The sequence below is a fragment of the Nonomuraea muscovyensis genome (assembly GCF_014207745.1).
In the GTDB taxonomy this organism is placed as follows: Bacteria; Actinomycetota; Actinomycetes; order Streptosporangiales; family Streptosporangiaceae; genus Nonomuraea; species Nonomuraea muscovyensis.
Map to the genome: position 1 here is coordinate 1,001,916 of NZ_JACHJB010000001.1, position 14,649 is coordinate 1,016,564.

Genomic DNA, 14,649 nt, shown 5'->3' on the forward strand with positions numbered 1-14,649 from the left:
CGGGAGATCCCGGGCCCGTGTCGTACGGCGGTGCGGGTCAGTCGAGATAGTCGCGCAGCATCTGCGCCCGCGTCGGATGGCGGAGCTTGGCCAGGGTCTTCGACTCGATCTGCCTGATGCGCTCCCTGGTGACGCCGAACTCCCTGCCCACTTCCTCCAGCGTGCGCGGATGCCCGTCGGCCAGCCCGAACCGGAGCTGGATGATGCGCTGCTCGCGGTCCGACAGCGTGGCCAGGATGTCGTCGAGCTGGTCCTGCAGCATGATGAACGCCGCCGCCTCCATGGGCACGACGGCGTCGGCGTCCTCGATGAAGTCACCGAGGTCGGAGTCCTCCTCGCCGATGGGCGACTGCAGGGACACCGGCTCCTGGGCGATGCGCTGGATCTCCACCACGCGCTCGACCGGCAGGTCCATCTCCTTGGCGATCTCCTCGGGGATGGGCTCGCGGCCGAGGTCCTGGTGGAGCTGGCGTTGCACGCGGACGAGTTTGTTGATCGTCTCCACCATGTGCACCGGAATGCGAATGGTGCGGGCCTGGTCGGCTATCGCCCTGGTGATCGCCTGGCGGATCCACCAGGTGGCGTACGTGGAGAACTTGTAGCCCTTGGTGTAGTCGAATTTCTCGACCGCGCGGATGAGGCCGAGGTTGCCCTCCTGGATGAGGTCCAGGAACAGCATTCCGCGCCCCACGTACCGTTTGGCGATCGACACCACGAGCCGCAGGTTGGCCTCGATGAGGCGCTGCTTGGCCCGGGTGCCCTGCCAGACGAGCTCCCTGAACTCCGGGAAGGCCAGGCGCGACACCCCGTTGGCCAGCTTGTCCTCGGCGAACAGGCCGGCTTCGATCGACTTGGCGAGCTCCACCTCCTCTTCGGCCGTCAGCAGGGGCACCCGGCCGATCTCCCGCAGGTAGATGCGGACCAGATCGCTGGTCGGGGCCCGCTTGCCCACGTCCTCTTCGTCGGCGCGGGTGGTCTCCTCCTCGCCCTGCGGCTCGAGGACCTCCACACCGTTCTCGGCGAGCATCCGCACGACGCGTTCCAGCGCGTCGGACGGCAGCTCGGATCGGTCAAGCGCGGCTGCGACGTCATCGACGGTTACGCTTCCGCGCTCCCTTCCCTTCGCGACGAGGTCCGCCACCTGGTCGACAGATGGCGGTCCGCTTGGCAGCACCGATGCACCCACGGGAGACAGTCTGCAGTATTGCTTCCATAAAATGGCAGACCCATTTTTGTCACCGAAGGTAAGGCCACGGTCTTACCGAATTGAGATCCATTAAAGGTTTAGCCGGAGTTTGATCAGGAAAGAAAAGTCCATTACGCGAATGGGGATCGGCGCGAACCGGCGCGCCCGCCGACGCGCGCGGCCGGTCGCAGGCCGCCGCCTGCCCGGACCGCGTGACGACGCGTGGCGAACGGGCCCATGACCCTCGCGAATAACATTTCGCGATCTCGGGTGCCGCCGCGGCGCCGAAATGGCGCCGGGACCGGTGTCACGACAGGCGCTGGGCCTTGCCGAGCACCCGCTGCGCCACCACCACCAGGGCCAGGACGGCGCCGCTGACCACCGGCTGGACGGCCGGGGTCAGGTTGCCCACCTGGTTGATGAGGCTCTGGATCACACCCGGCAGCAGCACTCCGGTGACGGTGCCGGTGATGCCGCCCGCTCCCCCGGTCAGCAGGGTGCCGCCGATCACCACGGCGGCGATGGCGTCGAGATCGAGGCCGATGCCGAGGATGGTGACGCCGGAGGGTCATCGGCTCGCACGCTCCCTCATGGCGTAGACCGTGGCCAGCAGCCCGGAGACCACGTAGACGGCCAGCAGCACCCGCCGCGCCGGAGCCCGGACAGCTCGCTGGCCGAGCGGTTGCCGCCGACCGCCACGCCGGCCGAAATCCCGCCTCGGTCGGCGTGATCACTTGAGGCTGCAAAGGTGGCGAACTGGTTCGTGGACGGAAGCCCACCGCTATGCCGACAACGGGAACCTATGGTCCACCGAAACGTTCTAACATGCAGACCGACACGAGGAGATCTGCGTTGACAGACCTGTTCCAGTACCTCCCGCTGCTGTTCGTGGCGTTTGGATTAGTGATCATTCTGGTCTCGATCAGAGGAATCATCAACGGAAGGCGGTTCGTACGGCAGGCGCAGCGGGTGCAAGGCGTGGTCAGCGATGTCCGGACCAGGTTCGCGGGACAGGGCGAGCACTTGAGGGCGAACCAGTGGCCGATCCTGACCTTCACGACCCTGGCGGGGCAGGAGATCACCACCGAGGCGGCGACCGCCTCCCGCCTTGGCATCGGCCATGAGACCGAGGTGCTCTACGACCCGCAGGACCCGACCACGGCCGTGTCCGCGGAGAACGCAGGCGGCAGCTACGGCGGCATAATCGTCGGGCTCATCGCGGTCGTGATCGGCGTGGTCTTCTTCTTCGGCTTCTGGGACGGCGGCAGTGAAAGCGGGTGCGAGATCCAGCGCCCCGATGGCTCCTTCGAGAGCGTCGCCTGCCCGCCCGGCATCGGAATCGGCGGATGACTTGCCTCCAGCCGCGGACTGAGTGCCGCCTCAGGCCACGATTGTCCTTTCGACGATCCTGCACAGGCGCTCGTCTTCGGCGTGGCGGTTGCGCCAGTCGATGTAACGGCGAATGCCGATCTGGGGCGCATACAGACTGCGCAGGTAGTGGCAGAACTTCAGGAGCTCGCCGTGTCGCTTGCGCTTCTTGATGTGCCCGTAGATCTTGCTCAGTTGGCGTAGCGCACGAAACAGGGCGCACCCGAACCGCTGCGGCGCTAGCTGCCCGCGGCGCGCTCGCGGAGGACCTTGCGCTGCTGCTCGAGACCCAGCAGCTCGCCGAACAGCCTCCGGTGCTCCTGCGGCTCCTCCACCGGGTTGAGCCGCTGCAGCCTCGACTTGATCTGCGCGATGGCCCGGTCGACCGCGACGGCCTCGATCGCGGCGAGCATGGCCGCGCCGTAGCGCTCCTCGACATGCGACTCGGCCTGGATCGCCTCCACCGCGAACCGCGTCACCAGCACCCGCGTCGCCTCGTCGGGGGCGTGCTCCAGCAGCCGATCGACCCACTCGCGCCCGCCGTGCCCGGCCGCCGCCGTGCCGCCCGCCTCGGCGATCACCTTGTGCAGCGTAACGTGGTCGGGCACGGTGAAGGCCTGCGGGTCGAGCGCGTCGAAGCGCGGCCCGAGCAGCGCCGGCCGCTGCACGGCGAGCTTGAGCAGCTCACCCTCGACCCGCACGTTGGGGTCCACCGGCGCGGCCCGCGGGGCGCGCTGGGGCCGGCCCTGCTGGGTGTTGGCCACGTCGGCGATGCGCTGCATGACGAACCGCTCGTCCATGAACCCGAGCCACCGGTCGAGGTCGACGGCGTAGCGCTTGCGCAGGCCGGCGTCCTTGATGCCGGCCACGATCGGCGCCGCCGCGTCGAGCGCCGCGATCTTGCCTTCGTTGCTGCGCAGGTCGTAGCGGTTGATCGTGCTGCGGATGGCGAACTGGAACAGCGGCTCGCGGCTGGCGATGAGGTCGCGCACGGCCGCGTCGCCCTGCTTGATCCGCAGGTCGCACGGGTCGAGCCCGTCTCCCTGCACCGCCACGTAGGTCTGGGTGACGAACTTCTGCTCGTCGGCGAAGGCCCGCAGGGCCGCCTTCTGGCCGGCCGCGTCGCCGTCGAAGGTGAAGATCACCTCGCCCCGGAACTCGGCCTGGTCGAGCAGGAAGCGCCGCAGGATCTTGATGTGCTCCTCGCCGAACGAGGTGCCGCACGTGGCCACCGCCGTCGGCACGCCCGCGAGGTGGCACGCCATCACGTCCGTGTAGCCCTCGACGATCACCGCCTGGGAGCGCCGGGAGATCTCGCGCTTGGCCAGGTCGATGCCGTAGAGCACCTGGCTCTTCTTGTAGAGCGGCGAATCCGGCGTGTTGAGGTATTTGGGGCCGTCGTCGGAGTCGAGCAGCTTGCGCGCCCCGAAGCCGATCACGTCGCCCGTGGCGTCACGGATCGGCCAGATCAGCCGCCCGCGGAACCGGTCGATCGGCCCCCGCCGGCCCTCCCTGACCAGCCCGCCCTTGATCAGCTCCTCGGCGGTGAACCCGCGGCCCATGAGGTGGCGGGCCAGCACCTCCCACTCGGCCGGGGCGTAGCCCACCCCGAACGCCTCGGCGTCGGCCCGCTCGAAACCCCGCTCGGACAGGAACCGGCGCCCGGCCGCGGCGTCGGGCTTCATCAGCCGGTCGGCGTAGAACTCGGCGGCCACCCGGTGCGCCTCGATCAGCCGGGCCCGCTCGCCGTGGTCGCGCCGCGGCACGTAGCCGCCCTGCTCGTACTGGAGCTGGATGCCCGCCCGCTGTGCCAGCCGCTCGACGGCCTCGCCGAACGACAGGTGCTCGATCTTCTCGACGAACGTGATCACGTCGCCGCCCTCGGAGCAGCCGAAGCAGAAGTACATCCCCCGCTCGGGCGTGACGTTGAAGGACGGGCTCTTCTCGTCGTGGAAGGGGCACAGGCCCTTGAGGTTTCCGCCGCCGGCGTTGCGCAGCTGGATGTGCTCGCCGATGACCTCGGCGATGGGGGATCGCTCGCGTACGAGCGCGATGTCGACGTCACGGATGCGGCCAGCCACGCCGTGAGTCTATTGCGGCGGACCGACACTCCCCACCCCGTCGCCCCGCACCCTCGGGAAAGGGTGATATCACCTCAGTCGCGCGAAACCGGGAAAACGTGTCCAGCCTGTTGCCCGGTCGGCTACAAAGGTAAAGCCTGCGGTGGATACGGTGACACGGGTGGAGATCATGCGATCGGGGCCTTGGGGACGACGGGCTGCCGTGGCGTGCGCGCTTGCGCTGACCAGCGCCTGCTCGCAACAGGTCGGGGCGGCGGGGGTCAGCGCCGAGTCGCCGGTGTCCGGCCCGCCGACCGGCGCCACGCCCGTCGTCACGGCGACGATCCCCGAGCCCGGCGCCTCGGGGCAGGACCACGCCGAGGAGGCGCCCGCGGAGAAGGTCGAGGCGCCCGAGGGCGGCTCGCCGGTCAAGGTGCCGCCGCCGAAACTGTCGGCTTACACCTACACCTTCCCGGTGCAGGGGTGCCGGGTCAGCTACCAGCGCAGGCTGCTGGTGCTGCCCAAGACGACGATCTGGGCCGGCAAGGGGTGCGCGTTCGTGGCGCCCGTCAGCGGCGTGGTGGACGAGGTCAACACCGGCAACAAGTGGCTGCCGTCCACCGATGCGGGTCCCGATCGCGAGGGCAGGTTCGTCACGATCATCGGTGACGACGGCGTGCGCTACCTGGGCGGCCACCTCGACTCGGTCGCCGACGGCGTCAAGCCGGGCGCGCGGGTCGCCGGGGGGCAGCTCCTCGGCCGGGTGGGGACGTCCGGCAACGCCCGCAGCACCGGCCCCAACCTCTACTTCGCGATCTCGTGGAAGACGGGGTCGCGCTACTGGTGGGTACGCCGCGGCATGGTGAACCCGTGGAGCTACCTCGACGCGTGGCTGTCGGGCAACCGGACCCTGTCCCCGCGCGAGGAGACGCTGGCGCTGCGCGCCCGGGTGGGCGAGACGCCGCGCTGCACGGTCCAGTGCTCGGCGAAGAAGAAGCCGGTCCAGCCACGGGAGGAGCCCGAGCAGGAGGACCCGCCGGTGGTGATCACCCTCACCCCGTCCTGACCGCCCTCCGCGCCCCCGGTCCCGACCCCGCCCGACCTCGACCGCCCCCGGTCCCGACCCCGCCCGACCTCGACCGCCCCCGGCTTCCCCGGTCTGACGTCCGCCGTCCTGGACCGGGCCTGCGCCGGGCGCGGTCAGCCGGACAGGCGGCGGTGCCAGGCGACTGCCGAGGTGTCGGTCAGCGAGGCGATCTGGTCGATGACGACCCGGACCCGGGCCGCGTCGCCGGCCGCCTCCAGGTAGGCCGGCCGGAAGGCCGGCTCCAGCGTGTCCGGCGCGCCGAGGGTGATCAGGGAGGCCAGCTCGGTGATGAGCTCCCGCTGTCTGGCCTGTTTGGCGTGGTGGTGGTCGGTGGTCATGACGAAGTGGGCCGTGATGCCCTTGAGCACCGCGCACTCCATCTTGGTCGAGCGGGGCACGACCAGGTCGACACGGTGGCGCGGCCCGTAGGCGTCCTTGGTGGCGGTCTGCGCCGACCGGCAGAACCGGCCGATGAGGCCGCTGGTGAGGGCCTTGACGGCGGCGAGGTCCGCGAGCGTGGCCCCGTAGGCGCGCGGCCACAGCGGGTCGGCGACCAGCCGGGCGAAGGCCTCCTCCAGCTCGGCGGGGGCGGCGTCGGAGGCGTACCAGACACGGGCCAGCTCGCACACCTGCCTGCGCTCGTCCGGCGAGCGCAGCGCCTCGGGGGTGACCTGACCGGTGTGGAAGGCGTCCTCCAGGTCGTGCACCGAGTAGGCCACGTCGTCGGCCCAGTCCATGATCTGCGCCTCGAAGCTGACCCGGCCGGGCGGCGCGCCGTCCCTGATCCACGCGAAGACGGGCAGGTCGTCGTCGTACACACCGAACTTGGGCGACGTCTCGCAGGTCCAGGGGTACTTGATGGAGGCGTCGAGGGCGGCGCGGGTGAGGTTGAGCCCCGCGCTGCGGCCGTCCTCGGTGATCACCTTGGCCTCGAGCCGGGTGAGCAGCCGCAGGCTCTGCGCGTTGCCCTCGAAGCCGCCGCAGGTGCCGGCCAGCTCGTTGAGGGCGACCTCGCCGTTGTGCCCGAACGGCGGGTGTCCCAGGTCGTGGGCCAGGCAGGCCGTCTCGACCAGGTCGGGGTCGACGCCGAGGGTGGCGCCCATCTCGCGGCCGACCTGGGCGCACTCGAGGGAGTGGGTGAGCCGGGTGCGCGGGATGTGCTGGCCGCCGCCCAGCGTCTCGCCGGGGCCGACGACCTGCGTCTTGGCGGCGAGCCGGCGCAGGGCGGCGCTGTGCAGGACCCGGGCGCGGTCACGCTCGAAGGCGCCCCGCTCGGGGTTGCCCGGGGGCTCCGGCACCCATCGTGCCTCGTCGTGATCGTCATAGCGGGCCATAAGTGCACTGATTTTATCCACTTTCCGGTCTCCGCTAGTGTCAAGTGCCGCGAGAACCGTTCGGAGAATCTCAGTGATCCTCTTGCCTGATTCATCGGCATCTGCCTCGATTGCTCGAGGTCCTACGTCGCCTCCACAGGCGTTTAGCGTCTCCGGGGAACTGCCCGGCGACGTGGAGTTAGGCCGCTTCCTGCTCGAGGTTCATGGCGTTGAGCAGGTTGCGGGCGGCGTTGACGTCGCGGTCGTGCTCGAGACCGCACCCGCACGTCCATGTCCGGTCGGCAAGGGTCAACTCCCGGTTGATGGTTCCGCAGCCGCCGCACAGTCTCGAGGAGGGGAACCAGCGGTCGGCCGCCCACACGCTCGATCCGTACCACTCCGTCTTGTACGCGAGTCGGCGGAAGAGCTCGCCGAACCCGAGATCGGAGATGGCGGGGCTGCGGTTGGCGACCATGCCGGTGACGTTCAGGGTTTCGACGGCGATGGCCCGCTTGGATCTCGCGAGCATCGTCGTCGTCTTGTGCAGGAAGTCGGCCCGCTGGTTGGCCACCTCGAGATGCACTTCGGCCAGACGCCGGACGGCTTTGGCCCGGTTGCTCGAGCCGAGATGCTTCCTCGAGACCGCCTTGCCCGCCTTGCGCAGCTTACGGAGCGCGGCCTTGAGCGGCTTCGGGGCGTGCAGTTCGGGGACGGTGCCGTCGTCGTCCACGATCGTCGCGGACGTCTTGACCCCGACGTCGATCCCGCACGAAGGAGCGTCGCTCGAGACCGCACGGCCCGACAAGCCCGCGTGCTGAGCGAGACGGGCCCGCTGCTCGAGCGTCGGAGCCAACTCGACGCGGTAGCCCTGCCGGTCGGTCACGTGACCTCCTGTGCGGCGCGCAGGGCGGCTTTGGCGCGACGTGTGGCCGATCGCCGACCGTACAGGCGGGCGCAGAACGAGGTGAGGACTTCGGTCATGTCCCGCACAAGGTCAGCGTCCACTTCGGCGTCGTCAATGACGACGATGCGGCGTCCATTCGCCTCGAGCGCGGCCGACAGCTGCTCGAGCCCGAACCGGGCAAGCCGGTCACGGTGCTCGACCACGATCACCGACACGGACGGGTCACGCAACAGTCGGGCCAGTTTCGGCCGCCTGCCGTTCAACCCGGACCCGACCTCGGTGACCACTTCGGCGACGGTCAGTCCTATGCCGGTGGCGGCGGTGACGACCCGACCGGCCTGCCGCTCGAGATCGGCCTTCTGGTCGGCGCTGGAGACGCGGCAGTACGCCACCATCCGGCCGCTTGGTTCGGCGGACTGCTCGAGCACCAGGTATCGACCGGTCGCGGTTTTGCTGACCGGGACCGGCATCGTCCCGTCCCGCGCCCACTTCCAGGCGGTCTGGTAGTGGACGCCGTTCCGCTTGGCCCACTCGGAGAGCTTCACACGGGCAGATGAAAATTGAGAAACACTGATGATTTCGGTAGCAGCTGACAACCCCCTTCCCCGGGAGCCCTCCTCCATGACGACAGCGTTGCGCGCCGTGCTGGCTTTCGCGTTGCTGGCCGGTTTCTACGTGCTGGTGGCCCTGGTCGTCTGCGCGGCGATCCTGCTGGACGTGCTGATGGTCGTCGACTTCCACGCGAACGCGGTGAAGGCGGCGACCTCGCTCACCCTGGCGGCCGTGGCCCTGGTGTACGCCCTGATCATGGTCAGCAGGCGCCGGGGCGGCGAGGAGCCGGGCGTGCCGGTCACCCGCGAGCAGGAGCCCGTGCTCTGGCAGACGGTCGAGGACCTGGCCCGGCGGGTGCGCACGGCCCCGCCGGACGAGATCCGCCTGGTCGCGGAGGTGAACGCGGCCGTCGCGGAGGACACCCGCTTCCTCGGGCTGAAGGCCACCCGGCGGCGCATGTTCATCGGCCTGCCGCTGCTGCAGACGCTCACCATGGACGAGATGCGGGCGGTCCTCGGCCACGAGCTGGGCCACTACAGCGGCGCGCACACCCGCCTGGGCGCGCCGGTCTACCGGGGCCGGGTGGCGCTCGTCGCGACCGTCCAGAGCCTCGGCGGCCACGCGTTCGTCCGCCTGCTGTTCACCTGGTACGCCAAGCTCTACCTACGAGTCTCCCAGGCCGTGTCGCGCCGGCAGGAGCTGGAGGCGGACGCGCTCGCCGTCGCCATCGGCGGCCGGCAGGCCACGGCCCAGGCGCTCCGCAAGATCAACGACACGGCGATCGCCTGGGCCCTGTACGTCCAGAACTACCTGGCACTGGCCGGTGCCGACGGGTGCCGCCCCGCGACCGTCTTCAACGGCTTCCACGCGCTGCTGAACGACCCGGCCCGGCAGGCGGAGATCGCCCGGCTGGCCGGCGAGCCGGACGAGTCCTCGCCGTACGACTCGCATCCGGCCCTGGCCGACCGGCTCGCCGCGATCGAGGTGCTGCCGGAGCCCGCGCAGGTGCCCGACCCGCGCCCGGCGCAGACGCTGCTGCGCGACCCGGCCCAGGCGGCCCAGGCGGTGGAGAGGTCGATGTGGACGCCGGAGGCGCTGACGAAGCTGCGGCCGGCGCCGTGGGAGCACATCGTGGCCACGGCCATGTACACCGCGCGCAACGCCGAGCCGCTGCGCGACCTGGCCCTTGCGGGGCAGCGGGTGGTGGGCGCGAGCAGGCCGTACCTGGACGCGGCCTTCGAGGCGATCGCCCGGGGCCGGCAGGCGGAGCTGGCCGCGCGGCTGGCCGAGCTGGGCTGGAGCGCCTCCGACGACCTGCTGGCCGGGGTGCTGGGCCGGGCGCTGGAGGGGGTGCTGATCGAGCACGGGCAGGCCCGGTGGACCCTGTCCTGGTCGGGGCCGGCGCGGCTGCTGTTCGACGACGGGGAGGAGGTCGCGCTGGCCGAGTACGCCGCCCAGGTGGCGGCCAACCCGCCGGCCGTGCCGGGGCTGCGCAACTGGCTGGGCGACCTGGGCGTGCGCCACGACTACGTGCCGGTTCCCGAGGAGGACCGGCGCGCCTCCCCCGTCGGCTGACACGGGCGTCGCGCGGCTGCCGGGCTCCCGGAGACCGCCGGGGGTCCGCGGATGCGTGCCTGCCGAGGTAGCGGCGTCGCCCACGGGGAACGGTGCTGCCATGGACCTGTTTCCCGTCATGGCGCTGTCCGAGTGGCAGGGCACCAAGGCGACCCTGCACCGCTTCTGCCAGATCGTCGGCAAGATCCGGCTGGAGTCGGCGGTCCGGCGCAACCACTGGTGGAACGCGCCGTTCCACCTCACCGGGCGCGGCATCACCACGCGCCCGATGGGTCAGGCCGACGGCAACCCGATCTTCACCATCGATTTCGACTTCGTCGCCCACCGGCTGGTCGTGACCAGGCTGGACGGGCGGGAGGTGTCGTTCCCGCTGTACGGCCTGTCGGTCGCCGCCTTCTTCGACGCCACCATGCGGGCGCTGGCCGACCTGGGCATCCGGGTGGAGCTGCCCGTGCCGCGGCCGTTCGACCTGCCCGACGCCGACCGGCCGTTCGCCGACGACACCGAGCACGCGGCCTACGACCCGGTCCTGGTCACCCGCTACTGGCAGGTGCTCAGCCAGGTCAACCTGCTGCTGGAGGAGTTCGCCGCGGAGTTCGCCGGCAAGATCAGCCCGGTGCACCACTTCTGGCACACCTTCGACATCGCCTGCACCCGCTTCGGCGAACGCCGGATCGACCAGCCGCCGGAGGCCGACCCGGTGACGCGGGAGGCCTACTCGCGCGAGGTGATCAGCTCCGGCTTCTGGTTCGGCGACGACGCCTTCCCCGAGCCGGCGTTCTACTCCTACACCGCTCCCGAGCCGGCCGGCCTCGACCGCGAGCCGCTGGAACCGGCGGCGGCGCGGTGGATCACGCAGCGGGGCGGCCACCTGGCCGTGCTGCGCCACGCCGACGCGCGCGCGGCGGCCGACCCGCGGGCCGCCGTGCTCGCCTTCTACGACAGCGCCTACCGGGCCGGGGCCGGGCTCGCCGGCTGGGACGTCGCGCGGCTCGCCTGCCCCGGCGGGGTCACCGACCCCCTGGCCGCGTCACCGGCCGCCGGAGAGCGCGTCTAGCGGGTGTCGCACTCGTTGTCGCTGAGGGCCGCCCGCGCCGCCTCCAGACGGGCGACGGGGATGCGGAACGGCGAGCAGGAGACGTAGTCGAGCCCCGCGTCGTGGCAGAAGTGCACCGAGTCGGGGTCGCCGCCGTGCTCGCCGCAGATGCCCACCTTGAGGTCGGGACGTACCGCGCGTCCCTCGTCGGTGGCGAGCCGGACCAGGCGGCCGACGCCGTCGCGGTCGAGCGTCTCGAACGGCGAGACGCCGAAGATGCCCAGCTCCAGGTAGCGGGAGAAGAACGCGGCCTCGACGTCGTCGCGGGAGAAGCCCCACGCCATCTGGGTCAGGTCGTTGGTGCCGAAGGAGAAGAACTGGGCGGCCTCGGCGACCTGGCCGGCGGTGACCGCCGCCCGGGGCGTCTCGATCATGGTGCCGATGAGGGCGTCCACGCCCACCTCGGCCAGGATCGCGGCGGCCTCCTCGCGGACGACCTCCAGCTCCTGGACCGCGGCCACCAGCGGGATCATGATCTCGGGCCTGGCGCCGGGCACCTCCTTGGCGGCCTGGGCGATGGCCCGTACCTGCATGGCGAACAGACCGGGGATCACCAGGCCGAGCCGTACGCCGCGCAGGCCGAGCATGGGGTTCTGCTCGTGCAGCCGCTTGACGGCGGCCAGCAGCCTGCGGTCCTTGTCCGACACCTCGCCGGAGCCGGCCTCGGCCAGCGCGACCTTGACGGACAGGTCGGTCAGGTCGGGCAGGAACTCGTGCAGCGGCGGGTCGATGAGGCGCACCGTGACCGGCCGGCCGTCCATCGCCTGGAAGATGCCGACGAAGTCGGCCTTCTGCAGCGGCTCCAGCGCGTCCAGCGCCGCCTGCCGCTCGGCGTCGCCGGAGGCGAGCACAAGGTCCTCGACGAGCTGGCGGCGCTCGCCCAGGAACATGTGCTCGGTACGGCACAGCCCGATCCCCTCGGCGCCGAACCGGCGGGCCCTGGCCGCGTCCTCGGGGTTGTCGGCGTTGGCCCGCACCCTGAGGCGGCGCACCTCGTCGGCGTGGCGCATGATCCGGTCGACCGCCTTGACGAGGTTGTCGTCGTGCGAGGCGCCCTGCCGCTCGCCCGTCTCCACCACCGCTCCGGCGGAGGTCCCGCGCTCGAAGTACTCGACCACGGGGGAGTCTGCCACCTGCACCTCGCCGAGGAACACCTCGCCGGTCGTGCCGTCGATGGAGATCACGTCGCCCTCGCCGACGACGACGCCGCCGGGCGCGGTGAACGTGCGTTCGCCGATCGAGACCTCCAGCTCCTCGGCGCCGCAGACGCAGGTCTTGCCCATGCCGCGGGCGACGACGGCCGCGTGCGAGGTCTTGCCGCCGCGGCTGGTGAGGATGCCGCGGGCGGCGATCATGCCGGACAGGTCGTCGGGGTTGGTCTCGCGGCGCACCAGGATGACGTCCTCGCCCCGCGCGGCCAGCTCGACGGCCCGCTCGGAGGAGAAGACGACCTTGCCGACGGCCGCGCCGGGCGAGGCGTTCATCCCCTTGGCGATCTTGCGCTTGGCCGCGCCGGCGTCGAAGCGGGGGAACATGAGGTGGGCGAGCTGGTCGCCGGTCACCCGGGTGACCGCCTCGTCGAGCGTGATGAGGCCCTGGTCGACGAGTTGGGTGGCGATGCGGAACGCGGCGGCGGCGGTGCGCTTGCCCACGCGGGTCTGCAGCATCCACAGCTTGCCGCGCTCGATGGTGAACTCGATGTCGCACAGGTCGCGGTAGTGGTTCTCGAGCTTCTCCATGATCTGCAGGAGCTCGTCGTAGCAGTGCTTGTCGAGGCCCTCCAGGTCCTGCAGCGGGATCGTGTTGCGGATGCCGGCGACGACGTCCTCGCCCTGGGCGTTCTGGAGGTAGTCGCCGTAGATGCCCTGCTGGCCGGAGCCGGGGTCGCGGGTGAAGGCGACGCCGGTGCCGGAGTCGTTGCCGCAGTTGCCGAAGACCATGGCGACGACGTTGACGGCGGTGCCGAGGTCGGCGGGGATGCGTTCCTGGCGGCGGTAGAGGATGGCGCGCGGGGCGTTCCAGGAGTCGAAGACGGCCGTGATGGCCAGGCGCATCTGCTCGCGCGGGTCCGCGGGGAAGTCCTTGCCGGTCTGCTCGCGGACGATGCCCTTGTACGTCTCGACGAGGCTCTGCAGCTCGCCGGCGCCGAGGTCGGTGTCCTGCCGATGGCCCTTGATGTCGTCGAGCGCCTGCTCGAAGTGGTCGCCGTCGATGCCGAGCACGGTCTTGCCGAACATCTGGATGAGCCGCCGGTAGGAGTCCCAGGCGAAACGCTCGTTGCCGCCGGACTGCTTGGCCAGGCCGTGCACGGACTCGTCGTTGAGCCCGATGTTGAGGACGGTCTCCATCATGCCGGGCATGGAGAACTTCGCGCCGGAGCGGACGCTGACGAGCAGCGGGTCGTCGGTCTGGCCGAGGGTCCGGCCCATCGTCGTCTCCAGGGCGCTCAGGTGCCGCGCGATCTCCTCGTCGAGCCCGCCGGGCAGCGCGCCTTCTACCAGGTAGTGCCGGCACGCCTCCGTCGTGATCGTGAACCCCGGAGGAACGGGCAGCCCCAGGTTCGTCATCTCGGCGAGGTTCGCGCCCTTGCCTCCGAGTAGGTCCTTCAGATTCCGGTTGCCCTCGGTGAAGTCGTAAACGTACTTGGCCACCACAGCTCCAATCAACGCCTCTGTCCCGGACTCTACCGGCGAGAATGATGAAGAAACTGCACCCAACGGTTAAGTCATCGTTTTCCCAGGTAAACCGGCATGCAGCGGTCTAATCCAATTTGTTTTACCTTGACCATGAAATTGGTTTATACCAATTGGTATACACCAATTGCAGGGGCGGGTGAGTGGACCTTGATTCCGTCTTGACGGGCCGCTTTCGAGTCACCGCGACCCCCTTGCCGGGCGCCCGGAAGGGCGTCGCGCGGCGGGGCGTAACGGATCGGTCGCCCGTTTCGCAACCGCACGGTAATCGGGGGCTGTCACGCTCTGGTGCATGCCACCCCCCTTACGGCGGCGCCTGACCGTGGCCGCCTGCCTGGCCTGGGCCGTCGCCGGCTGCTCCCCCGGCGCCACGCTCGTCTCGGCCGGCGAGGCACCGGCGGTCACGCCCGAGAACACCTCCACGCCGGGGCTCTACCTGCAGCGGCTCCACGCGACCTACCTGCGGCCCGGTGACTGCCTGCTCGAACTGCCGCGCGACCTCATCGCGACGCTGGTGTCCTGCGAGATGCCGCACGCGGCGGAGTACGCGTTCATCTACGTGCTGCCGGAAGGGCCGTGGCCGGGCGAGGCCGCGGCGATGCGCAGGGCCGTCGACTGGTGCGGCCCGCGGCTGCGGGTGAAGGCGTCACGGCGGCAGGAGGTCAGGGCGGGGGCGCTGCTGCCGCTGGAGCGCGAGTGGCCGGCCCAGCGGACGGCGTACTGCCTCGCCGTGCCGCGCGGGGCCGAGCTGGTGGGACGGGTCCTGAAGTAGCCGCACGCGGGGACGCGCGGGAAGGGTTTCGGTGCGAGCGGGT

General features: G+C 70.7%; 12 protein-coding genes. 5 read left to right on the forward strand and 7 right to left on the reverse strand.

The annotated features are described in order from the left end of the window. Positions 1–37: 37 nt before the first annotated feature. The gene (gene rpoD / locus FHU36_RS04765; RefSeq protein WP_376774138.1) at positions 38–1,141 is read right to left on the reverse strand and encodes an RNA polymerase sigma factor RpoD; all 1,104 of its coding nucleotides are present in this window, start codon (positions 1,139–1,141) and stop codon (positions 38–40) included. Between the two features lie 352 nt (positions 1,142–1,493). After that, entirely contained in the window at positions 1,494–1,739 is a 246-nt protein-coding gene (locus FHU36_RS43405) for an ABC transporter permease family protein (protein ID WP_376774139.1), read from the reverse strand. 299 nt (positions 1,740–2,038) lie between these two features. On the opposite strand from FHU36_RS43405, the gene FHU36_RS04775 reads away from it, so the two are divergent. Further along, complete coding sequence (locus tag FHU36_RS04775; protein WP_185082570.1) at positions 2,039–2,536, forward strand: DUF3592 domain-containing protein; 498 nt, start codon at positions 2,039–2,041, stop codon at positions 2,534–2,536. A gap of 257 nt (positions 2,537–2,793) precedes the next feature. Here FHU36_RS04775 and dnaG read toward each other — a convergent pair whose 3' ends face one another. Then, a complete protein-coding gene (gene dnaG, locus FHU36_RS04780; RefSeq protein WP_185082571.1) occupies positions 2,794–4,635 on the reverse strand; it encodes a DNA primase in 1,842 nt (613 codons plus the stop codon). Positions 4,636–4,837: 202 nt separating this feature from the next. On the opposite strand from dnaG, the gene FHU36_RS04785 reads away from it, so the two are divergent. After that, complete coding sequence (locus FHU36_RS04785; RefSeq protein ID WP_312891433.1) at positions 4,838–5,680, forward strand: M23 family metallopeptidase; 843 nt, start codon at positions 4,838–4,840, stop codon at positions 5,678–5,680. A 134-nt stretch (positions 5,681–5,814) separates the two neighbouring features. Here the strand turns inward: FHU36_RS04785 and FHU36_RS04790 are convergent, their stop codons facing one another. The 3 genes from FHU36_RS04790 to FHU36_RS04800 all read right to left on the reverse strand — a co-directional run bounded on the left by FHU36_RS04790 (position 5,815) and on the right by FHU36_RS04800 (position 8,463). Continuing rightward, entirely contained in the window at positions 5,815–7,035 is a 1,221-nt protein-coding gene (locus FHU36_RS04790; protein WP_185082572.1) for a deoxyguanosinetriphosphate triphosphohydrolase, read from the reverse strand. Positions 7,036–7,213: 178 nt separating this feature from the next. Beyond that, complete coding sequence (locus tag FHU36_RS04795; protein ID WP_312891434.1) at positions 7,214–7,897, reverse strand: RNA-guided endonuclease InsQ/TnpB family protein; 684 nt, start codon at positions 7,895–7,897, stop codon at positions 7,214–7,216. Continuing rightward, positions 7,894–8,463, reverse strand: a complete 570-nt coding sequence (locus FHU36_RS04800; RefSeq protein ID WP_185082573.1) for an IS607 family transposase — start codon at positions 8,461–8,463, stop codon at positions 7,894–7,896. Before FHU36_RS04800 ends, FHU36_RS04795 begins: the two co-directional genes overlap by 4 nt. Positions 8,464–8,539: 76 nt before the next feature. On the opposite strand from FHU36_RS04800, the gene FHU36_RS04805 reads away from it, so the two are divergent. Both FHU36_RS04805 and FHU36_RS04810 read left to right on the forward strand, forming a co-directional pair. After that, complete coding sequence (locus FHU36_RS04805; protein WP_185082574.1) at positions 8,540–10,045, forward strand: M48 family metallopeptidase; 1,506 nt, start codon at positions 8,540–8,542, stop codon at positions 10,043–10,045. Between the two features lie 100 nt (positions 10,046–10,145). After that, positions 10,146–11,102, forward strand: coding sequence for a DUF5996 family protein (locus FHU36_RS04810; protein WP_185082575.1), 957 nt, complete (start codon positions 10,146–10,148; stop codon positions 11,100–11,102). Here the strand turns inward: FHU36_RS04810 and ppdK are convergent. After that, positions 11,099–13,792 carry a pyruvate, phosphate dikinase gene (gene ppdK, locus FHU36_RS04815; RefSeq protein WP_185082576.1) on the reverse strand — a complete coding sequence of 898 codons (2,694 nt, stop codon included), beginning with the start codon at positions 13,790–13,792 and terminating at the stop codon, positions 11,099–11,101. The genes FHU36_RS04810 and ppdK overlap by 4 nt on opposite strands. 334 nt (positions 13,793–14,126) lie before the next feature. Between ppdK and FHU36_RS04820 the strand changes: the two genes are divergently transcribed. Beyond that, the gene (locus tag FHU36_RS04820; RefSeq protein ID WP_185082577.1) at positions 14,127–14,606 is read left to right on the forward strand and encodes a hypothetical protein; all 480 of its coding nucleotides are present in this window, start codon (positions 14,127–14,129) and stop codon (positions 14,604–14,606) included. The last annotated feature ends 43 nt before the right edge of the window (positions 14,607–14,649 follow it).